This is a genomic window from Cronobacter muytjensii ATCC 51329 (assembly GCF_001277195.1).
Taxonomy (GTDB): domain Bacteria; phylum Pseudomonadota; class Gammaproteobacteria; order Enterobacterales; family Enterobacteriaceae; genus Cronobacter; species Cronobacter muytjensii.
The window spans coordinates 983919-1005581 of the sequence record NZ_CP012268.1; the positions used below are offsets into that span (position 1 = coordinate 983919).

The window sequence follows — 21663 nt, forward strand, 5'->3', positions numbered from 1 at the left end:
TATGCACGAGAATCAACAACCACAGAACGAGGCTTTTGAGCTGAGTGCGGCAGAGCGTGAGGCGATTGAGCACGAGAAGCACCACTATGAAGACCCGCGTGCGGCGTCCATTGAAGCGCTGAAAATCGTCCAGAAACAGCGTGGCTGGGTGCCGGACGGCGCTATTTATGCGATAGCGGAAGTCCTCGGTATCCCGGCGAGCGATGTCGAAGGGGTCGCGACCTTCTACAGCCAGATCTTCCGCCAGCCGGTAGGCCGTCACGTGATTCGCTACTGCGACAGCGTGGTATGCCATATCACCGGCTATCAGGGGATCCAGTCCGCGATTGAAAAACATCTGAGCATCAAACCGGGCCAGACCACGTTTGACGGACGCTTCACCCTGCTGCCGACCTGCTGCCTTGGCAATTGCGACAAAGGGCCGACCATGATGATTGATGAGGATACTCACAGTTATCTGACGCCGGAAGGGATCCCTGAGCTTCTGGAGCAGTACAAATGAAACAGATTATTCGTACTGCCGAAACGCATCCGCTGACCTGGCGCATGCGCGACGACAAGCAGCCGGTGTGGCTCGAAGAATACCGCAGCAAAAACGGCTACGAAGGCGCGCGCAAGGCGCTCACCGGCATGGCGCCGGATGAAATCGTCAATGCAGTGAAAGACGCAGGTCTCAAAGGGCGCGGCGGCGCAGGTTTCTCCACTGGCCTTAAGTGGAGCCTGATGCCGAAAGACGAATCCATGAACATCCGTTACCTGCTGTGTAATGCCGATGAAATGGAGCCGGGCACCTATAAAGACCGCATGTTGATGGAACAGCTGCCGCACCTGCTGGTGGAAGGCATGCTGATCTCCGCGTTCGCGCTGAAAGCGTACCGTGGCTATATCTTCCTGCGCGGCGAATACATTGAAGCAGCTGAGCGTCTGCGTCGTGCTATCGCGGAAGCGACCGAAGCGGGTTTGCTCGGAAAAAACATTCTTGGTTCGGGGTTCGATTTTGAACTCTTCGTGCACACCGGTGCGGGCCGCTATATCTGCGGCGAAGAGACGGCGCTTATCAACTCGCTGGAAGGCCGTCGCGCCAACCCGCGTTCCAAGCCGCCGTTCCCGGCCTCAAGCGGCGTATGGGGTAAACCAACCTGCGTGAATAACGTGGAAACCCTGTGCAACGTGCCGGCCATTCTCGCCAATGGCGTTGAGTGGTATCAGGGGCTGTCGACCAGCGAAGATAAAGGCACGAAGCTGATGGGCTTCTCCGGACGCGTGAAAAATCCTGGCGTCTGGGAGCTGCCATTCGGCACCACCGCGCGTGAAATTCTCGAAGAGTACGCAGGCGGCATGCGTGACGGCCTGAAATTCAAAGCCTGGCAGCCGGGCGGCGCTGGGACAGACTTCCTGACTGACGCGCATCTCGACCTGCCGATGGAATTCGCCAGCATTGGTAAAGCAGGCAGCCGTCTCGGCACTGCGCTTGCGATGGCTGTTGACCATGAAATCAACATGGTGTCGCTGGTCCGTAACCTGGAAGAATTCTTCGCGCGTGAGTCTTGTGGCTGGTGTACGCCATGCCGTGACGGCCTGCCGTGGAGCGTAAAAATCCTGCGTGCGCTGGAGCGCGGCGAAGGGCAACCGGGGGATATCGAAACCCTGGAGCAGCTCTGCCGCTTCCTGGGCCCGGGTAAAACGTTCTGCGCCCATGCGCCAGGTGCCGTAGAGCCACTTCAGAGCGCGATTAAATATTTCCGTGACGAATTCGAAGCGGGCATTAAGCAGACTCCCGGCAACACCCGTGCCATTAATGGTATTCAGCCGAACCTGCTCAAGACGCGCTGGTAAAAGCATTTTGATTAACGCCTGGCTCGCGCCAGGCCAACTGGAAGCATGCTGACTATGGCTACGATTCATGTAGACGGCAAAGAATATGAGGTAGACGGCGCGGATAACCTGCTGCAGGCATGTCTGTCGCTCGGCCTCGATATTCCTTATTTTTGCTGGCATCCGGCGCTGGGAAGCGTCGGCGCCTGCCGCCAGTGCGCGGTGAAGCAATATCAGAACGCGGAAGATACCCGTGGTCGCCTGGTGATGTCCTGCATGACGCCGGCATCCGATGGCACCTTTATCTCTATTGACGACGATGAAGCGAAGCAGTTCCGCGAAAGCGTTGTAGAGTGGCTGATGACCAACCACCCGCATGACTGCCCGGTCTGCGAAGAGGGCGGTAACTGCCACCTGCAGGATATGACCGTAATGACCGGTCATAGCTTCCGTCGCTACCGTTTCACCAAGCGTACTCACCGTAATCAGGATCTGGGGCCGTTCATCAATCATGAGATGAACCGCTGCATCGCCTGCTACCGCTGCGTGCGTTACTACAAAGATTATGCTGACGGCACCGATCTCGGCGTTTACGGCGCGCATGACAACGTCTATTTCGGACGTCCGGAAGACGGTACGCTTGAGAGTGAATTCTCCGGCAACCTGGTGGAAATCTGCCCGACCGGCGTGTTCACTGATAAAACGCACTCCGAGCGCTACAACCGTAAATGGGATATGCAGTTCGCGCCGAGCATCTGCCAGCAATGTTCACTGGGCTGCAATACCAGCCCCGGCGAGCGTTACGGTGAACTGCGTCGCATCGAGAACCGCTATAACGGTACCGTTAACCACTACTTCCTGTGCGATCGCGGTCGTTTCGGTTATGGCTACGTCAACCTGAAAGACCGTCCGCGTCGTCCGGTACAGCGCCGTGGCGATGACCTTATCACCCTGAACGCCGAGCAGGCGATGCAGGGCGCGGCGGATATTCTGCGTCAGTCGAAGAAAGTCATCGGCATTGGCTCTCCGCGCGCGAGCGTTGAGAGTAACTTCGCGCTGCGCGAACTGGTCGGCGCTGAAAACTTCTATACCGGCATCGCGGCGGGCGAACAGGAACGTCTGCAGTTAATGCTTAAAGTGCTGCGTGAAAGCGGCATTCGCACGCCAGCGTTGCGTGAGATTGAATCTTACGACGCCGTGCTGGTGCTTGGCGAAGACATCACCCAGACCGGCGCGCGCGTCGCGCTGGCGGTGCGTCAGGCGGTGAAAGGCAAAGCGCGCGAAATGGCGGCGGCCCAGAAAGTGGCTGACTGGCAGATCGCGGCCATCCTGAACATCGGCCAGCGCGCCAAACATCCGCTGTTCGTGACTAACGTCGACAGCACCCGTCTGGACGATATCGCCGCGTGGACTTATCGCGCGCCGGTTGAAGATCAGGCGCGCCTGGGCTTCGCCATCGCCAACGCGCTGGACGCGGCCTCGCCTGCGGTTGAAGGACTGGATCGCGACCTGCAAAATAAAGTCGACGTGATTGTTCAGGCGCTGGCTGGCGCCAAAAAACCGCTGATTATCTCCGGTACCAACGCCGGTAGCGTCGAGATGATTCAGGCGGCCGCGAACGTCGCGAAAGCGCTGAAAGGTCGCGGTGCCGATGTCGGCATCACGATGATCGCCCGCGCAGTGAACAGCGTCGGTCTCGGCATGATTGGCGGCGGTTCGCTTGACGACGCGCTGAATGAGCTGGAAACCGGCAGCGCCGATGCGGTTATCGTGCTGGAAAACGATCTGCATCGTCACGCCTCTGCCGCACGTGTGGACGCCGCGCTCGCCAAAGCGCCGCTGGTCATGGTCATTGACCATCAGCGCACCGCGATTATGGATCACGCGCATCTGGTGCTTTCCACCGCGAGCTTCGCCGAAAGCGACGGTACGGTCATTAACAATGAAGGCCGCGCGCAGCGTTTCTTCCAGGTTTACGATCCGTCCTATTACGACAACACCGTGACCATGCTGGAAAGCTGGCGCTGGCTGCATTCGCTGCACAGCACGCTCCAGGATCGTCATCCGGACTGGACGCAACTCGATCATGTGATTGACGCCTGTATTGAGAAGCTGCCGCAGCTGGCGGGTATTAAAGACGCAGCGCCGGACGCAACGTTCCGCATCCGCGGACAGAAACTGGCGCGCGAACCGCATCGTTACAGTGGTCGCACTGCGATGCGCGCCAACATCAGCGTGCATGAACCGCGTCAGCCGCAGGATAAAGACACCATGTTCTCCTTCTCGATGGAAGGGAACAACCATCCGGACGCGCCGCGTTCGCAGGTGCCGTTCGCCTGGGCGCCGGGCTGGAACTCCCCGCAGGCCTGGAACAAATTCCAGGACGAAGTGGGCGGTCATCTGCGTCATGGCGATCCGGGCGTGCGCCTCATCGAGGCGGGCGAGGGCGCTATCGACTACTTCACGACCGTACCGCAGCGTTTCGCGCCGCAGGATGGCCAGTGGCGTATCGCGCCTTATTATCACCTGTTCGGCAGCGATGAAATGTCGCAGCGTTCGCCGGTCTTCCAGAGCCGCATGCCGCAGCCGTATATCCGCCTGAATCCGGCAGATGCCGCGAAGCTCGGCGTGAATGCGGGCGCGAAGGTCTCCTTCAACTATGAGGGTCAGACCATCACGCTGCCGCTGCAACTGTCTGAAGGGCTGACGGAAGGGCAGGTCGGTCTGCCGATGGGTATGCCGGGCATCGCGCCTGTCATGGCTGGCGCTCGTCTTGATAATCTGCAGGAGGCTGCGCAATGAGTTGGTTGACACCGGATGTTATCGAGATCCTGCTCAGCATCCTTAAAGCGGTGGTCATTCTGCTGGTGGTCGTGAGCTGCGGCGCGTTCATGAGTTTTGGCGAGCGTCGTCTGCTCGGCCTCTTCCAGAACCGCTACGGACCAAACCGTGTTGGCTGGGGCGGTTCGCTCCAGCTGGTCGCGGACATGATCAAGATGTTCTTCAAAGAAGACTGGGTTCCGCGCTTCTCTGACCGCGTCATCTTTACGCTGGCGCCGATGATTGCGTTCACCTCGCTGCTGCTGGCCTTCGCCATCGTACCGGTGAGCCCCACCTGGGTGGTGGCGGATCTCAACATCGGGATCCTGTTCTTCCTTATGATGGCCGGGCTTGGCGTGTATGCGGTTCTGTTTGCGGGCTGGTCGAGCAACAATAAATACTCTCTGCTGGGCGCCATGCGCGCCTCCGCGCAGACGCTGAGCTATGAAGTGTTCCTCGGGCTCTCCCTGATGGGTGTCGTCGCGCAGGCGGGCTCCTTTAACATGACCGATATCGTCAATAACCAGGCGGATATCTGGAACGTTATTCCGCAGTTCTTCGGCTTTGTGACTTTCGCTATCGCGGGCGTTGCGGTGTGTCACCGTCACCCGTTTGACCAGCCGGAAGCCGAGCAGGAGCTGGCTGACGGTTACCACATCGAATATTCCGGCATGAAGTTCGGTCTGTTCTTCGTGGGGGAATATATCGGGATTGTGACGGTTTCCGCGCTTATCGTGACGCTGTTTTTCGGCGGCTGGCAAGGTCCCTGGTTACCGCCTTTCATCTGGTTCGCGCTGAAAACCGCGTTCTTCATGATGATGTTTATTTTGATTCGCGCCGCATTACCGCGTCCTCGTTATGACCAGGTAATGTCCTTCGGCTGGAAAGTGTGCCTGCCGCTGACGCTTATCAACTTGCTGGTAACCGCGGCTGTCATTCTCTGGCAGACAGCAGCATAAGGGGTGGGAAAACCATGACATTGAAAGAATTAGTGGTTGGTTTCGGCACCCAACTACGCAGTATCTGGATGATTGGCCTGCACGCGTTTTCCAAACGCGAAACGCGCATGTATCCGGAAGAGCCGGTTTATCTGCCGCCGCGCTACCGTGGCCGTATTGTGCTGACGCGCGATCCGGACGGCCAGGAGCGCTGCGTGGCCTGTAACCTGTGCGCGGTTGCCTGTCCGGTGGGCTGTATCTCTCTGCAAAAAGCAGAGACCAAAGACGGCCGCTGGTATCCGGAATTCTTCCGCATTAACTTCTCGCGCTGCATTTTCTGCGGGATGTGCGAAGAGGCCTGTCCGACAACCGCAATCCAGCTGACGCCGGATTTCGAGCTGGGCGAGTTTAAGCGCCAGGATCTGGTGTATGAAAAAGAGGACCTGCTGATCTCCGGTCCGGGTAAATACCCGGAATATAACTTCTACCGGATGGCGGGTATGGCAATCGACGGCAAAGATAAGGGCGAGGCGGAAAACGAAGCCAAACCTATCGACGTCAAAGGCCTGTTACCTTAAGGAGTCAGGAATGGAATTCGCTTTTTATATCTGCGCCCTTGTGGCGGTCCTGACCACCGCCCGGGTGATCACCCACAGTAATCCGGTACACGCGCTGCTGTACCTGATTATTTCGCTGCTGGCGATCGCGGGCGTCTTTTTCTCGCTGGGCGCGTATTTCGCCGGTGCGCTGGAAATCATCGTCTACGCAGGCGCCATTATGGTGCTCTTCGTGTTCGTGGTCATGATGCTCAATCTCGGGGATTCCGTGGTGCGTCAGGAGCGCGAATGGCTCAAACCGCAGATCTGGATTGGCCCTGGCATTCTCTCTGCGGTTCTGCTGGTGGTGGTTGTCTACGCCATTCTGGGCGTTAACGATCAAGGCATCGAAGGCAACCCGATTAGCGCGAAAGCCGTCGGTAAAGACCTGTTCCAGACGTACGTACTGGCGGTGGAACTCGCTTCCATGCTGCTGCTGGCGGGCCTGGTCGTCGCCTTCCATCTTGGCCGTGAAGAGAAAGCGGGCGATGTGGTGAGCGTGCGCGGCGGGGCTCCGTCGGACGCGTCGAAAAGAAAAACGGAGGAGCGCGCATGATCCCGTTACAACATGGACTGATCCTGGCGGCTATTCTGTTCGTCCTGGGCCTGACCGGTCTGGTTATCCGCCGCAACCTGCTGTTTATGCTGATTGGGCTGGAAATCATGATTAACGCCGCCGCGCTCGCCTTCGTGGTCGCGGGCAGCTACTGGGGCCAGACCGACGGCCAGATAATGTATATCCTGGCGATTAGCTTAGCTGCGGCGGAAGCGAGTATTGGTCTCGCGCTGTTGCTGCAACTCCATCGTCGTCGCCAGAACCTGAATATCGATTCAGTAAGTGAGATGCGTGGATGAACCTGCTCGCATTAACCATTATTTTGCCATTGATTGGCTACGTACTGCTCGCCTTCTCCCGCGGACGCTGGTCGGAAAACCTCGCCGCGACGGTCGGGGTGGGCTCAGTAGGGCTGGCGGCGCTGGTCACCGCTTACGCTGGCATTGATTTCTTTAATAACGGCAAGCAGGCGTTCTCGCTGCCGCTGTGGACCTGGATGTCCGTCGGCGATTTCAACATCGGCGTCAACCTGGTGCTGGATGGCCTTTCGCTGACCATGCTCTCTGTGGTCACGGGTGTAGGTTTCCTGATCCACATGTTCGCGTCCTGGTATATGCGCGGCGAAGAGGGCTACTCCCGCTTCTTCGCGTACACCAACCTGTTTATCGCGAGCATGGTCGTGCTGGTGCTCTCCGATAACCTTCTGTTGATGTACCTCGGCTGGGAAGGCGTGGGCCTGTGCTCCTATCTGCTGATCGGTTTCTACTACACCGATCCGAAGAATGGCGCAGCGGCGATGAAAGCGTTTGTCGTAACCCGTGTGGGTGACGTCTTCCTCGCGTTCGCGCTGTTTATTCTCTACAACGAGCTGGGCACCCTTAACTTCCGCGAAATGGTAGAGCTGGCTCCGCAGCACTTTGCCAACGGCAACGAAATGCTGCGCTGGGCGACGCTGATGCTGCTCGGCGGCGCGGTCGGTAAATCCGCTCAGCTTCCGCTCCAGACCTGGCTTGCGGATGCAATGGCAGGCCCGACTCCGGTTTCCGCGCTGATCCACGCGGCAACCATGGTGACTGCGGGCGTCTACCTGATCGCGCGTACCCACGGCCTGTTCCTGCTCACTCCGGACGTGCTGCATCTGGTCGGCATCGTCGGTGCTGTCACGCTGGTGCTGGCGGGCTTCGCCGCTCTGGTGCAGACCGACATCAAACGCGTACTCGCTTACTCCACTATGAGCCAGATTGGCTACATGTTCCTGGCGCTTGGCGTTCAGGCGTGGGACGCGGCGATTTTCCACCTGATGACCCACGCGTTCTTTAAAGCGCTGCTGTTCCTCTCGTCCGGCTCCGTCATTCTGGCGTGCCACCACGAGCAGAACATCTTCAAGATGGGCGGCCTGCGTAAGTCCATCCCGCTGGTGTATGTCTGCTTCCTGGTAGGCGGCGCGGCGCTGGCGGCACTGCCGCTTATCACCGCGGGCTTCTTCAGTAAGGACGAAATCCTGGCGGGTGCCATGGCGAATGGACATATCAATCTGATGGTGGCGGGTCTGGTCGGTGCGTTCATGACCTCCCTGTATACCTTCCGTATGATTTTCATCGTATTCCACGGTAAAGAACAAATTCACGCTCACGCAGGGAAGGGACTTACCCACCACCTGCCGCTGATTGTGCTGCTGGTACTGTCCACCTTCGTTGGCGCGATGATTGTGCCTCCGTTGCAGGGCGTACTGCCAGACACCACCGAGCTTGAGCACGGTCGCGTTCTGACGCTGGAAATTACCTCCGGTGTGGTCGCTATCGCGGGCATTCTGATCGCCGCCTGGTTGTGGCTTGGCAAGCGTACGCTGGTCAGTAGCATTGCCAAAAGCGCGCCGGGCCGTTTCTTCGGCACCTGGTGGTATCACGCCTGGGGCTTCGACTGGCTGTATGACAAAGTATTCGTCAAGCCGTTCCTGGGTATTGCCTGGCTGCTGCAACGCGATCCGCTTAACGCGCTGATGAACATTCCGGCCATTCTTTCCCGCTACGCAGGCCGTGGTCTGTTGCTAAGCGAGAACGGCTATCTGCGCTGGTATGTGGCCTCAATGAGCATCGGTGCGGTGGTTGTGCTGGTGTTGTTGATGGTGTTGCGTTGATTTGAGATGACGGTATTGCCCGGTGGCGTTGCGCTTACCGGGCCTGGGAGACGGCAGGTCGGGTAAGCGTTAGCGCCACCCGACACCGCAAACCGCACTCAAACGTGGATGTAGTCGAATTCGTTGAAAATCGGTCCCTCCGGGACTTAAACAAGGAACAAATATCGCCATGTTACTACCCTGGCTAATACTGATTCCCTTTATCGGCGGCTTCCTGTGCTGGCAGACCGAACGCTTCGGCGTTAAGGTGCCGCGCTGGATTGCGCTGATTACCATGGGGCTGACGCTGGCGCTCGGTCTGCAACTCTGGTTGCAGGGCGGCTACTCACTGACGCAATCCGGTGAGTTTCCGAAGTGGCAGGACCAGTACACTCACGACTGGATCCCGCGCTTTGGCATCACCATCCACTTAGCCATCGACGGCCTGTCGCTGCTGATGGTGGTACTGACCGGCCTGCTTGGCGTGCTGGCGGTGCTCTGCTCGTGGAATGAAATTGAAAAATATCAGGGCTTCTTCCACCTCAACCTGATGTGGATCCTGGGCGGCGTTATCGGCGTATTCCTTGCCATCGACATGTTCCTGTTCTTCTTCTTCTGGGAAATGATGCTGGTGCCGATGTACTTCCTGATTGCCCTGTGGGGCCATAAGGCATCGGACGGTAAAACGCGTATCACGGCGGCCACCAAGTTCTTTATCTATACCCAGGCGAGCGGTCTGGTGATGCTGATTGCCATTCTGGCGCTGGTGTTCGTGCACTACAACGCGACCGGCGAGTGGACGTTCAACTACGAACAGCTGCTGAAAACGCCGATGTCTCACGGTGTGGAATATCTGCTGATGCTCGGCTTCTTCATCGCGTTCGCGGTGAAAATGCCGGTGGTGCCACTGCACGGCTGGCTGCCGGACGCGCACTCTCAGGCGCCGACCGCAGGCTCTGTCGACCTGGCAGGCATCCTGCTGAAAACCGCTGCCTACGGTCTGCTGCGCTTTGCGCTGCCGCTGTTCCCGAACGCCTCCGCTGAGTTCGCGCCAATCGCCATGTGGCTTGGTGTCATCGGCATTTTCTACGGCGCATGGATGGCTTTTACTCAGTACGACATCAAGCGTCTTATCGCATACACCTCCGTTTCTCACATGGGCTTTGTGCTGATCGCTATCTACACCGGTAGCCAGCTTGCGTATCAGGGCGCGGTTATCCAGATGATCGCTCACGGCCTTTCCGCGGCGGGTCTGTTTATTCTGTGCGGTCAGCTTTATGAGCGTCTGCATACCCGCGATATGCGCCAGATGGGCGGCCTGTGGAGCAAAATCAAATGGCTTCCTGCGCTGTCGATGTTCTTTGCCGTGGCGACGCTCGGTATGCCGGGCACCGGTAACTTTGTTGGCGAATTCATGATCCTGTTCGGCAGCTTCCAGGTGGTCCCGGTTATTACCGTCATCTCGACCTTTGGCCTGGTGTTCGCTTCCGTTTACTCGCTGGCGATGCTGCATCGCGCGTACTTCGGTCAGCCGAAGAGCGACGCGGCGCGTCAGGAGATCCGCGGCCTGTCGCTGCGCGAGCTGTTTATGATCCTGCTGCTGGTGGTGCTTCTGGTACTGCTGGGCTTCTATCCCCAGCCAATTCTGGATACATCCCATTCGGCGATGAGCAATATTCAGCAGTGGTTTACCGATTCTGTTTCAACTACAAGGCCGTAATTCGCCATGACAATAACTACTCAACAATTGATCGCGCTGCTACCGCTGCTGATCGTCGGATTGACGGTGGTAGTTGTGATGCTCTCCATTGCGTGGCGACGTAACCACTTCCTGAATGCCACGCTGTCGGTCGTCGGGCTTAACGCCGCGCTGCTGTCGCTGTGGTTCGTCGGTCAGGCGGGCGCGATGGATGTCACGCCGCTGATGCGTGTGGATGGTTACGCCATGCTCTATACCGGGCTGGTACTGCTGGCGAGCCTCGCAACCTGCACCTTCGCCTATCCATGGCTGCAGGGTTACAACGACAACAAGGAAGAGTTCTACCTGCTGGTGCTCATCGCCGCGCTGGGTGGCATTCTGCTGGCGAACGCTAACCATCTGGCCTCGCTGTTCCTGGGTATTGAGCTGATTTCGCTGCCGCTGTTTGGCCTGGTGGGCTACGCCTTCCGCCAGAAGCGTTCTCTGGAAGCTGCTATCAAATACACCATCCTGTCTGCCGCCGCCTCGTCATTCCTGCTGTTCGGTATGGCGTTGGTTTATGCGCAGTCCGGTAGCCTGTCGTTCGTGGCGCTCGGTAAGAGCCTCGCGGATAACATGCTGCACGAACCGCTGCTGCTGGCGGGTCTGGGCCTGATGATTGTCGGTCTCGGCTTTAAGCTCTCGCTGGTGCCGTTCCATCTCTGGACGCCGGACGTTTACCAGGGCGCGCCTGCGCCGGTTTCCACTTTCCTCGCCACCGCGAGCAAAATCGCTATCTTCGGTGTGGTGATGCGTCTGTTCCTCTATGCCCCGGTGGGCGAGAGCGAGGCGGTACGCGTGGTATTAGGCGTGCTGGCTTTCGCTTCCATCATCTTCGGTAACCTGATGGCGCTGACGCAGACCAACATTAAGCGTCTGCTCGGTTACTCCTCTATCTCGCATCTCGGTTACCTGCTGGTGGCGCTGATTGCGATGAAGAGTGGCGATGGGGTTCAAAGCGGCGGAATGTCGATGGAAACCGTAGGGGTTTACCTGGCGGGCTATCTGTTCAGCAGCCTCGGCGCGTTTGGCGTGGTAAGCCTGATGTCCAGCCCGTATCGCGGTCCGGACGCGGATTCGCTCTACTCCTATCGCGGCCTGTTCTGGCACCGTCCGATCCTGTCAGCGGTCATGACCGTGATGATGCTGTCGCTCGCGGGTATTCCGATGACGCTCGGCTTTATCGGTAAATTCTACGTGCTGGCCGTTGGTGTGCAGTCAGACCTGTGGTGGCTGACCGGCGCCGTGGTCGTAGGCTCTGCGATTGGTCTCTACTACTACCTGCGCGTAGCGGTAAGCCTGTACCTCAACGCACCGCAGCAGCTTAACCGTGATGTGCCGTCGAACTGGGCCTACAGCGCAGGCGGCGTCGTGGTGCTTATCTCCGCACTGCTCGTACTGGTGCTGGGTGTCTGGCCGCAACCGCTGATTACGCTGGTGCAGATGGCGAAACCGCTGATGTAAGCGTGACGCCTGAGCTAACAAAAACCGCCGGTTATCGGCGGTTTTTTTATGGGCGCTAAACTGCAATGGTCAGGAAGTCTTCCGCCAGTTCGCTCGCCGGAAAAATAGCCTGGCACTCTGCCAGCAGCCGCTGGCAGTCCGCCGCATCGTACCGGGAGCTGAAATGGGTCATCACCAGACGCTTCGCGCCAGCGTCTCTGGCAAGCATTGCCGCCTGCTGCGTGGTCGAGTGCCCGCGCCCGTTGGCTTTCTCGGCCATCGCCGCTTCAAGCGTGGTTTCATGCACCATCAGATCCACATCGCGGGCGAGCGCGTCCGCCTGCGGTGTCGGGCCGGTATCGCCGAAAATCGCTATTTTTTTGCCGGGGCGCGGCGCGCTCAGATAATCCGCGCCGCACAGCGTGCGCCCGTCTGCGAGCGTCACCGTCTCGCCGCGTTTGAGTTGCTGAAACAGCGGCCCCGGCGTAACGCCTGCCGCTTTGAGGCGCGCGGCGTCCAGCGCGCCGGGCCTGTCGCGCTCCGCAATCCGGTAGCCGTAACACTCCACCGGGTGTGTCAGCGCAAACGCGGTAACGGTGAACGACGCGTCATCAAGCACAACGCCTGCGGTGATTTCATGCACATGCAGCGGGTAGCTGGTCCAGGAGCCGCTCAGGCGCAGCGTGGTATCGATAAACTCGTCGATGCCTTTCGGGCCGTAAACCTCAAGCGGCGTCTCACAGCCTGCCATTGAGCGGCTACACAGCAGGCCCGGCAGCCCGAAGATATGGTCGCCGTGCAGATGCGTGATAAAAATCTTTTCAATCTTGCCAGGGCTGGCGCTGGCGCGCAGCATCTGGTGCTGGGTGGCCTCGCCGCAGTCAAAAAGCCACAGCCCGGACTGATTATTTTGCGGATTCAGCACAATGGCCGTCACGTTGCGAGTGGTAGAGGGCAACCCGGCGCTGGTGCCTAAAAATGTCAGTTCCATGAGGAAATTACTCTGCACGATTTAGTGAAAGCTTTTAGTATAACGAGGATCGCCGCACATTCTGGAGCCCATTATGATCGACTGGCAGGATAAGCATCACACCGAGCTGGATGTCCCGACGTTATACGCGCTGCTGAAGCTACGCTGTGAAGTTTTCGTGGTTGAACAAACCTGTCCCTATCTGGATGTGGATGGTGAAGATCTGGTGGGCGAAAACCGTCATCTGCTTGCCTTGCGTGATAATCAGCTGATCGCTTATGCGAGGATTCTGAAAAGTAATGAGCCTGACGCCCCGGTGGCAATAGGTCGGGTCATCGTTTCAGAGCAGGCGCGGGGCGAAAAACTGGGCGTTGAACTGATGAAACGCGCCGTAGAGAGCTGCGAGCGTAACTGGCCGCAGAGCCCGCTATACCTGAGCGCGCAGGCGCATCTCCAGGCGTTTTACGCGCAGTTTGGCTTTACACCTGCGACAGACATCTACGACGAAGACGGTATCCCGCACATCGGAATGCGACGCGAACCGCTTCCAGGCAAAAAAGCGTGAGTGTGTCTATAGTTAGCAAACCGGTAACTTGTTAACACGGAGACCAGTTATGCCTTTATCTTCACAACCTTATGAAACACGTGTAGACGATGACCTGACCCTGCTGAGCGACACGCTGGAAGAGATCCTGCGCTCCTCCGGCGACCCGGCGGATCAAAAATATGTTGAACTGAAAGCGCGCGCCGAGCAGGCGCTGCATGACGTGAAAAACCGCGTCAGCTCTGCGTCTGACAACTACTACTTCCGCGCCAAACAGGCGGTTTATCGTGCTGATGACTATGTGCATGAAAAACCGTGGCAGGGCGTAGGAATTGGCGCAGCCGCAGGGCTGGTGCTGGGCCTGCTGTTAGCCCGCCGCTAATTCCGTCGAACGCACGCAGGCGCATCCTTTCGGGTGCGCCATTTTTTTTGCCGCTAAAACCTCGTAGAATGCATGGTTTTACGCAAAAGGAATGGAACCTGTGAGGACGTTCGCCGCCGCGCTGGCGCTGGCGCAAGAGGCGCTGGCGCATGTGCCGGATGCCCCTGATCTCTACCGATACGCTGTTGAATTTTCTCCTGCCGAAGTCGATTTTCTCTTCTGGCTGCGCGCGCAAAACACGTATCCACAGTTCTACTGGCGCTCGCGCGATGGTCACGAGGAAGCCGCGGCGCTCGGTGCGGCGCGCACCTTCACCACGCTTCAGAATGCCGACACCTTTTTACGCCAGCACGCCGATAAACCGGACTTGCGCGCATGGGGGCTAAACGCCTTTGATCCGCAGCGCGGATCTCTTTTTATCCCGTGCCTTGAGCTGCGTCGCGAAGGCGATCGCGGCTGGCTTATCGCCACGCATTGCCGCGATGGCGAGGCTGGGGGGTTAACAGACAGAATGGCGCCGCTACAACCGGCGGTGGCGCTAACCCGGCGCGAGCCGCGTCGCGTCAGCCGGTGCGACACGCCCGACGCGGCCCAGTGGGCGCAGATAGTGGAGCAGGCGCTACAGGCCATTGGGCGCGGAGAATTCGCGAAAGTGGTGCTGGCCCGCGCCACCGATCTGCGTTTTACCGCGCCGGTGGACGCCGCGGCGCTGATGGCCGCGAGCCGCCGCGTTAACCGCGATTGCTACCACTTTTATCTGGCGTTCAGCGCGCGCGAAGCGTTTCTCGGCTCTACGCCGGAGCGGTTGTGGCGGCGGCAAGGGCGTACCCTCGACACCGAAGCGCTGGCGGGCACCGTGGAAAATCACGCGGATGACGCGCAGGCGCAGGCGCGCGCCGCATGGCTCCTGGCGGATGATAAAAATCAACGCGAAAACGCGCTGGTGGTGGACGATATCTGCGGGCGTCTGAAGCCCATCGCGGATGATATTCATACCGAGGCGCCGCAGGTGGTGCGGCTGCGCCGGGTACAGCATCTCAGGCGCGTTATTCGCGCGCGGCTCCACGCGCCTGATGACACCGCGTGTCTGCGCCAGTTACAACCCACCGCTGCGGTGGCCGGGCTGCCGCGCGAGGCGGCGCAGCGCTTTATCGCCGCCTGTGAACCTTTCAATCGCCAGTGGTATGCAGGCTCCGCCGGGTATCTTTCGCTTGAAAAAACAGAATTTTGCGTCAGTCTGCGTTCGGCATGGATTCAGGACGAGACGATACGGATTTACGCGGGCGCCGGGCTGGTGGCAGGCTCGCAGGCGGGGCCGGAATGGCAGGAAATTGAGAACAAAGCGGCGGGTCTGCTCACGCTCTTAACAGGCTGAACCGCACCACAATCCCGACCCATATCAAAATTCGATTTCGACAGCGCTTTATAATAATCCGGCTAAATTGATACCGGACAAGCTTATGTCGACAAGCACCTTCAACCGCCGCTGGGCCGCAGTGATCCTCGAAGCGCTTAGCCGCCACGGCGTGCGCCATCTGTGCATTGCGCCCGGTTCGCGCTCCACACCTCTCACGCTTGCTGCGGCGCAGAACCCGGCGTTTACCTTGCATACGCATTTCGATGAACGCGGCCTGGGTCATCTGGCGCTGGGGCTTGCCAAAGCGAGCGGCGAGCCGGTGGCGGTGATTGTCACGTCCGGTACGGCGGTGGCGAATCTCTACCCGGCGGTGATAGAAGCCGGGCTGACCGGCGAAAAGCTGGTGGCGATCACAGCCGACCGACCACCTGAGCTGATTGACTGCGGCGCGAACCAGGCCATTCGCCAGCATGCGATTTTCGCCTCGCATCCTGCCGCCGCCCTTGATTTACCCCGCCCCACGCCGGCCATTCCCGCCGCCTGGCTTATCAGCGCTATCGATGAAAAGATGGGCGCACTGAAGGCGGGCGCGCTGCATATTAATTGTCCGTTCGCGGAGCCGCTGTACGGCGAGCTGGATGATACCGGGCTTGAATGGCAACACGCGCCCGGCGAATGGTGGCAAAGGGCCACGCCGTGGCTGCGCCTCGAAGATGCACGGGCAGCCAGCGTACAGCCGGACTGGGCGTTCTGGCGCGAACAGCGCGGCGTGGTGCTGGCAGGCAGACTCAACGCGCAGGAAGGCGCAGCGGTAGCGCAATGGGCGCAACGCCTCGGCTGGCCGCTGATAGGCGATGTGCTGTCGCAAACCGGGCAGCCGCTGCCATGCGCCGATCTCTGGCTCGCGCATCCGGATGCCGCCGGCGTGCTGGCGCAGGTACAGTTTGTCGTGCAGTTCGGCGGCAGCCTTACCGGCAAGCGCGTTCTGCAATGGCAGAGTGAATGTCGCCCGCAGGAGTACTGGATTGTCGACCCGCTGCCGGGGCGGCTCGATCCGGCGCACCACTGCGGGCGTCGGCTGGTGGCTGATATTCCCGCCTGGCTTGAACAGCACCCGACAACGTCATCCGTGCCGTGGGCGGAGCCGCTTGAAAGGCTGGCTATGCGAACACAGCGTATTGTGGCGCGCGAACTCACCGAATGGGGCGAAGCGCAGGTGGCGCACAGGCTGCCGGAACTGCTGGCGGATGACGGCCAGTTGTTTCTCGGCAACAGCCTGACGGTGCGGCTGGTCGACGCGCTGGCGCAGCTGCCCGCCGGGTATCCGGTGTATGGCAATCGTGGGGCGAGTGGCATTGACGGGCTTATCTCTACCGCCGCGGGCGTACAGCGCGCCACCGGGCGGCCAACGCTTGCGGTGCTGGGCGATCTCTCTACGCTTTATGACATCAATGCCCTGGCGCTTCTGCGCGACGCGCCCGCGCCTTTTGTGTTGATGGTCGTTAACAACAACGGCGGGCAGATTTTCTCGATGCTCCCGACGCCGGCCCGCGAGCGGGAAAAGTATTACTGCATGCCGCAAAACGTCAGTTTCGCGCCCGCAGCCGCCCTGTTTTCGCTCCATTATGAGGCGCCCGACAGCCTGGCGGCGCTGCAGGAGGCGATGACGCGCGCCTGGGGTTCGCCGGTTGCGACCGTCATTGAACTGCGCGTACCCGACACTGCGGGCGCACAGGTTTTTCAGCGGCTTATTCAACAGGTATGCGCCTGATGTGCCTGGCGGCGCGCTTTCAGCCTGCGCATGCGGCCTCGCACGGCGCGGTAGTCTGGCTGCACGGTTTTCTCGGCGACCAGCGTGAATGGCAGCAGGTGGCAGAGGCGTGCGCGCAGTACGATCATCTGTTTATCGATCTGCCTGGCCACGGCGGCTCGGCGCGCTGTCTGGCGTCAGGCTTCGCGCATGTCAGCGAATTACTGACCGCGACGCTCAATAGTTACAACATACTTAATTACTGGCTGGTGGGTTATTCCCTTGGCGGGAGGATAGCGATGTTTCACGCCACGCAGGGGGAGACGCGCGGCCTGCGAGGGCTGGTGGTGGAAGGCGGGCATCCGGGATTATGTAACGCGCACGAACGCGAGGTGCGTTGGCTTGCCGACCAGCGCTGGGCACAGCGGTTGCGCACTGAACCGCTCGCCACCGTCCTGGACGCCTGGTATCGCCAGCCGGTTTTCGCCACGCTCACGGACGCGCAGCGTCAGGCGCTGATTGCGCTGCGCGCCCGCAACAATCCTGCCGCGCTTGCCGCCATGCTTGAGGCTACGTCAACGGGCCGTCAGCCGCCGCTGCATGAACCGCTGCAAGCGCTGCGCGTGCCGTTTCATTACCTGTGCGGCGAGCGTGACGCGAAGTTTCGCGCGCTCGCCGCCACGCTCCAGATCCCACTGCATCTGATTACTGGCGCAGGCCACAATGCGCACCGGGAAAACCCGCAAGCAACGGCCCGCAGCCTCAACGCGATTTTGCGAACCCCTACGGAGAACTCCCATGATTTATCCTGATGAAGCGATGCTTTACGCCCCCGTCGAATGGCTCGACTGCTCAGAAGGCTATACCGATATCCGCTACCAGAAATCCACCGACGGCATCGCGAAAATCACGATTAACCGCCCGCAGGTGCGCAACGCGTTTCGCCCGCTGACGGTGAAAGAGATGATCCAGGCGCTGGCCGACGCGCGCTACGACGACAACATCGGCGTCATTATCCTCACCGGCGAAGGCGAAAAAGCCTTCTGCGCAGGGGGCGATCAGAAAGTACGCGGCGACTATGGCGGCTATCAGGACGACTCCGGCGTGCATCATCTCAACGTGCTCGACTTCCAGCGCCAGATCCGCACCTGCCCGAAACCGGTGGTGGCGATGGTGGCGGGCTACGCGATAGGCGGCGGCCATGTGCTGCATATGATGTGCGATCTCACTATCGCGGCAGAAAATGCCATGTTCGGCCAGACCGGCCCGAAAGTCGGCTCTTTTGACGGCGGCTGGGGCGCGTCCTATATGGCGCGCATTGTCGGACAGAAAAAGGCCCGCGAAATCTGGTTCCTGTGCCGCCAGTATGACGCTCAACAGGCGCTCGATATGGGGCTGGTTAATACCGTCGTGCCGCTGGCGGAGCTGGAGCGTGAAACGGTGCGCTGGTGTCGTGAAATGCTGCAAAACAGCCCGATGGCGCTGCGCTGCCTCAAAGCGGCGCTCAACGCCGACTGCGACGGTCAGGCCGGGTTGCAGGAACTCGCGGGCAACGCCACGATGCTTTTCTACATGACCGAAGAGGGCCAGGAAGGGCGCAACGCGTTCAACCAGAAGCGCCAGCCGGACTTCAGCAAATTCAAGCGTAATCCATAATGCGCGCGGCACAGCTTTACCGTTATCAGCTGCCGATGGATGCGGGCGTGGTGCTGCGCGAGCGGCGGCTTAAGACCCGCGATGGCCTGCTGGTGCGCCTGTCAGACGACGGGCGCGAAGGGTGGGGCGAGATAGCGCCGCTGCCGGGGTTCAGCGAAGAGACGCTGGATACCGCGCAGTCCGCTACGTGCGACTGGCTTGTGGCGTGGGAACGCGGCAACGCGCCGCCGCCGCCGGATATTGCCAGCGTCGCGTTCGGGTTGAGCTGCGCGCAGGCGGAGCTTGACGGCGCGCTGCCGCAGGCGGCGAACTATCACGTCGCGCCATTGTGCACCGGCGATCCTGATGAACTTTTCGCGCGCCTCGCCGGGCAGCGCGGCGATAAGGTTGCCAAGGTGAAAGTGGGGCTGTATGAAGCCGTACGCGACGGCATGGTAGTGAATCTGCTTCTGGAGGGCATCCCGGATTTGCGCCTGCGGCTGGATGCCAACCGCGCCTGGACGCCGCTGAAGGCGCGCCAGTTCGCCAGATACGTTAATCCGGCGTATCGCTCGCGCATCGAATTCATCGAAGAGCCGTGCAAAACCCGCGCCGACTCGCGCGCTTTTGCCGCCGAAACCGGGATTGCCATCGCCTGGGACGAGAGCCTGCGCGAGGCGGATTTTACGTTCGCCGCCGGGCCGGGTCTGCGCGCCGTAGTGATTAAGCCGACGTTGACCGGCAGCCTGCAAAAAGTACAACAGCAGGTGGCGCAGGCTCACGCGCTGGGCCTGACGGCGGTCATCAGTTCATCCATTGAGTCAAGCTTCGGCCTGACGCAGCTGGCGCGAATAGCCGCCTGGCTGACGCCTAAGACGATCCCTGGTCTGGACACGCTAAGCCTCATGCGCGCCCAGCTGGTTCGCCGTTGGCCTGACAGCACGCTGCCGTGCCTGTCCGTGGATGCGCTGGAGCCGCTGCTGTGACCTTTAGCGACTGGCCCTGGCGGCACTGGCGGCAGCGGAGAGCGGACGCGCAGGCGCTGCGCCTGAACGCGTGGCGGCTAAGCTGGCGTGAACTCTGCGCGCGTATCGATGCGCAGGCTGCGGGGCTTCACGCCCAGGGCGTTCGCGAAGGCGACGGCGTGCTGCTGCGCGCTAATAATCAGCCCGACGCTTTGCTGGCGTGGCTTGCTCTCTTGCAGTGCGGCGCGCGCGTCCTGCCGCTGAATCCGCAACTGCCTGCGCCTTTGCTGGCTGAACTGCTGCCCACGCTGAGCCTGCGCCATGCGCTGGTGCTGAACGGCGGCGAGCTGCCGGTGCGGCTTAATCCTCTGTCGTTGCAGCCAGGACTGGGCGAACACGCGGCGCCCTGGCACGACCGTCGTCTCGCTTCCATGACGCTGACCTCGGGGTCGACGGGGCTGCCGAAAGCGGCAGTGCATACTTTTCACGCGCATCTTGCCAGCGCGGAAGGGGTACTCGCGACGATCCCTTTTGCCCCGCAGGACGACTGGCTGCTCTCGCTGCCGCTGTTTCACGTTTCCGGCCAGGGCATTCTCTGGCGCTGGCTCTCTGCTGGCGCAAGCCTGACGGTACGCGACAAGCAGCCGCTGGATCAGGCCTTACGCGGCTGCACGCATGCCTCCCTGGTGCCGACCCAGCTCTGGCGTCTGCTCAATAGTGGTGTTGACGTGTCGCTCAGGGCGGTGCTGCTGGGCGGCGCGGCGATCCCGGTTGAACTCACCGAACAGGCCCGCCAGCGCGGTATCCGCTGCTGGTGCGGCTACGGACTGACCGAGTTTGCCTCCACGGTATGCGCCAAAGAGGCGGATGGCCTCGCGGATGTCGGGCGGCCTCTGCCGGGGCGCGAGCTGCAAATAGTCGAGGGTGAAGTCTGGCTGCGCGCGGACAGCATGGCCGCAGGTTACTGGCGCGACGGAAAAATGATCCCGCTGACCAATGACCAGGGGTGGTTCGCCACCCGCGATTGCGGTCGCATCGACGACGGCAGGCTGACTCTGCTTGGAAGAAAAGACAACCTCTTTTTTTGCGGCGCAGAAGGTGTTCAGCCGGAGGAAGTGGAGCGGGTTATCAGCGCGCATCCGTCGGTTGAGCAAGTGTTTATTGTGCCGCAGGATGATGCGGAGTATGGCCAGCGCCCGGTGGCGGTCGTGGAGTGTGGCGAAGCGTGCGACCCGTCCATGCTGGCCGGCTGGTGCGCCGATAAACTGGCGCGATTTCAGCAGCCGGTGCGCTGGCTGCGGCTGCCTGAGACGCTGAAAACCGGCGGCATTAAAATTTCCCGCCGGGCGCTACGTGACTGGGTAAACCAGCAGGCCGTTACTGAGTCAGGTACGCTGGACGTTCAGTAACTGCTTCGTATGCCAGCGGCCCAGCGCGAAAACCGTGGTCAGCGCGCCGAGCAAGGCGCAAAACATATCCGACTGGGTATCCCACGGGTCGCCCTGGGTGCCGAGAAAGTCATCCGCGCCTTGTCCCAGCGCCAGCGCCGACCACCATTCGATTAACTCGTAAACCGCGCTAATCGCCAGCGCAATACAGCAGACCACGAAGGCGAGCATTTTACGCCCGTGAACGTAGCCGCCGCGCAGCAAAATTTCCCGCGCCGCAAGCGCTGGCACCAGCCCCTGAAAAAAATGTCCCAGCTTGTCGTACGGGTTGCGGCTCAAATCCAGCCACGCCTGAACGTCAAAACCGACAGGCACTTTCGCGTAGGTGTACATACCGCCGACCATCAAAATGATGGCATGGAAGAAAATCAGCACATAAAGCAGCGGCGTTAACGGATAGCGCGCGTGCGTCGCCAGCAAAAGCGGAACGATGATAATGACCGGCGTCACTTCCATCAGCCAGGTGAGTTTGTCGCCTGCGCTGATACCGGTGTAAACAAGGGTGAGGAGCAGCGCCAGCGCTGCGACGATTAACCCCGAACGGGATGATGCGGCGGTCATAACGGTAACCAGAAAGTGAAAACGATAAC

The 21663-nt window shown here is 60.2% G+C and carries 20 protein-coding genes; 18 read left to right on the forward strand and 2 right to left on the reverse strand.

The window, feature by feature from the left end; genetic code table 11:
- Position 1 precedes the first annotated feature (1 nt).
- The 10 genes from nuoE (at position 2) to nuoN (ending at position 12043) form a co-directional block, all read left to right on the forward strand.
- Positions 2-502, forward strand: coding sequence for an NADH-quinone oxidoreductase subunit NuoE (gene nuoE, locus AFK63_RS04615; RefSeq protein WP_004388650.1), 501 nt, complete (start codon positions 2-4; stop codon positions 500-502).
- Positions 499-1836, forward strand: a complete 1338-nt coding sequence (gene nuoF / locus AFK63_RS04620) for an NADH-quinone oxidoreductase subunit NuoF (protein ID WP_038861582.1) — start codon at positions 499-501, stop codon at positions 1834-1836. Before nuoE ends, nuoF begins: the two co-directional genes overlap by 4 nt.
- Before the next feature lie 54 nt (positions 1837-1890).
- Complete coding sequence (nuoG, locus tag AFK63_RS04625) at positions 1891-4617, forward strand: NADH-quinone oxidoreductase subunit NuoG (RefSeq protein ID WP_038861639.1); 2727 nt, start codon at positions 1891-1893, stop codon at positions 4615-4617.
- Positions 4614-5594 (forward strand): NADH-quinone oxidoreductase subunit NuoH, encoded by a 981-nt coding sequence (gene nuoH / locus AFK63_RS04630; protein ID WP_038861583.1) that lies wholly within the window; start codon positions 4614-4616, stop codon positions 5592-5594. Before nuoG ends, nuoH begins: the two co-directional genes overlap by 4 nt.
- Before the next feature lie 14 nt (positions 5595-5608).
- On the forward strand, positions 5609-6151 hold the full coding sequence (gene nuoI, locus AFK63_RS04635) for an NADH-quinone oxidoreductase subunit NuoI (RefSeq protein WP_007665668.1): 543 nt from the start codon (positions 5609-5611) through the stop codon (positions 6149-6151).
- A gap of 10 nt (positions 6152-6161) precedes the next feature.
- A complete protein-coding gene (gene nuoJ / locus AFK63_RS04640) occupies positions 6162-6725 on the forward strand; it encodes an NADH-quinone oxidoreductase subunit J (RefSeq protein WP_038861590.1) in 564 nt (187 codons plus the stop codon).
- Positions 6722-7024 (forward strand): NADH-quinone oxidoreductase subunit NuoK, encoded by a 303-nt coding sequence (gene nuoK, locus AFK63_RS04645; RefSeq protein ID WP_004388260.1) that lies wholly within the window; start codon positions 6722-6724, stop codon positions 7022-7024. Before nuoJ ends, nuoK begins: the two co-directional genes overlap by 4 nt.
- On the forward strand, positions 7021-8862 hold the full coding sequence (nuoL, locus tag AFK63_RS04650) for an NADH-quinone oxidoreductase subunit L (protein WP_038861592.1): 1842 nt from the start codon (positions 7021-7023) through the stop codon (positions 8860-8862). The genes nuoK and nuoL overlap by 4 nt, the downstream gene beginning before the upstream one ends.
- 169 nt (positions 8863-9031) lie before the next feature.
- On the forward strand, positions 9032-10561 hold the full coding sequence (gene nuoM, locus AFK63_RS04655; protein ID WP_038861595.1) for an NADH-quinone oxidoreductase subunit M: 1530 nt from the start codon (positions 9032-9034) through the stop codon (positions 10559-10561).
- Positions 10562-10567: 6 nt separating this feature from the next.
- On the forward strand, positions 10568-12043 hold the full coding sequence (gene nuoN, locus AFK63_RS04660) for an NADH-quinone oxidoreductase subunit NuoN (RefSeq protein ID WP_038861597.1): 1476 nt from the start codon (positions 10568-10570) through the stop codon (positions 12041-12043).
- A 55-nt stretch (positions 12044-12098) separates the two neighbouring features.
- On the opposite strand, the gene rnz is transcribed toward nuoN, so the two are convergent.
- Positions 12099-13013 carry a ribonuclease Z gene (rnz, locus tag AFK63_RS04665; RefSeq protein ID WP_038861600.1) on the reverse strand — a complete coding sequence of 305 codons (915 nt, stop codon included), beginning with the start codon at positions 13011-13013 and terminating at the stop codon, positions 12099-12101.
- Positions 13014-13086: 73 nt separating this feature from the next.
- On the opposite strand from rnz, the gene AFK63_RS04670 reads away from it, so the two are divergent.
- The 8 genes from AFK63_RS04670 to menE all read left to right on the forward strand — a co-directional run bounded on the left by AFK63_RS04670 (position 13087) and on the right by menE (position 21034).
- Positions 13087-13557: a GNAT family N-acetyltransferase gene (locus AFK63_RS04670; RefSeq protein WP_038861607.1), complete on the forward strand. Its 471-nt coding sequence runs from the start codon at positions 13087-13089 to the stop codon at positions 13555-13557.
- A 49-nt stretch (positions 13558-13606) separates the two neighbouring features.
- Positions 13607-13918, forward strand: coding sequence for a stress response protein ElaB (gene elaB, locus AFK63_RS04675; RefSeq protein WP_038861609.1), 312 nt, complete (start codon positions 13607-13609; stop codon positions 13916-13918).
- 100 nt (positions 13919-14018) lie between these two features.
- Positions 14019-15293 (forward strand): isochorismate synthase MenF, encoded by a 1275-nt coding sequence (gene menF, locus AFK63_RS04680; protein WP_038861612.1) that lies wholly within the window; start codon positions 14019-14021, stop codon positions 15291-15293.
- 85 nt (positions 15294-15378) lie between these two features.
- Positions 15379-17046 carry a 2-succinyl-5-enolpyruvyl-6-hydroxy-3-cyclohexene-1-carboxylic-acid synthase gene (gene menD, locus AFK63_RS04685; protein ID WP_038861614.1) on the forward strand — a complete coding sequence of 556 codons (1668 nt, stop codon included), beginning with the start codon at positions 15379-15381 and terminating at the stop codon, positions 17044-17046.
- A complete protein-coding gene (gene menH / locus AFK63_RS04690; RefSeq protein WP_038861616.1) occupies positions 17046-17837 on the forward strand; it encodes a 2-succinyl-6-hydroxy-2,4-cyclohexadiene-1-carboxylate synthase in 792 nt (263 codons plus the stop codon). Before menD ends, menH begins: the two co-directional genes overlap by 1 nt.
- Positions 17824-18681, forward strand: a complete 858-nt coding sequence (gene menB, locus AFK63_RS04695) for a 1,4-dihydroxy-2-naphthoyl-CoA synthase (RefSeq protein WP_038861618.1) — start codon at positions 17824-17826, stop codon at positions 18679-18681. Before menH ends, menB begins: the two co-directional genes overlap by 14 nt.
- Positions 18681-19646 carry an o-succinylbenzoate synthase gene (gene menC / locus AFK63_RS04700; RefSeq protein WP_038861620.1) on the forward strand — a complete coding sequence of 322 codons (966 nt, stop codon included), beginning with the start codon at positions 18681-18683 and terminating at the stop codon, positions 19644-19646. Before menB ends, menC begins: the two co-directional genes overlap by 1 nt.
- Positions 19643-21034 carry an o-succinylbenzoate--CoA ligase gene (gene menE, locus AFK63_RS04705; RefSeq protein WP_053531556.1) on the forward strand — a complete coding sequence of 464 codons (1392 nt, stop codon included), beginning with the start codon at positions 19643-19645 and terminating at the stop codon, positions 21032-21034. The genes menC and menE overlap by 4 nt, the downstream gene beginning before the upstream one ends.
- On the opposite strand, the gene AFK63_RS04710 is transcribed toward menE, so the two are convergent.
- Positions 21011-21634, reverse strand: coding sequence for a DUF2238 domain-containing protein (locus AFK63_RS04710; protein ID WP_038862329.1), 624 nt, complete (start codon positions 21632-21634; stop codon positions 21011-21013). The two genes, menE and AFK63_RS04710, sit on opposite strands and share 24 nt — an antisense overlap.
- Between the last annotated feature and the right edge of the window lie 29 nt (positions 21635-21663).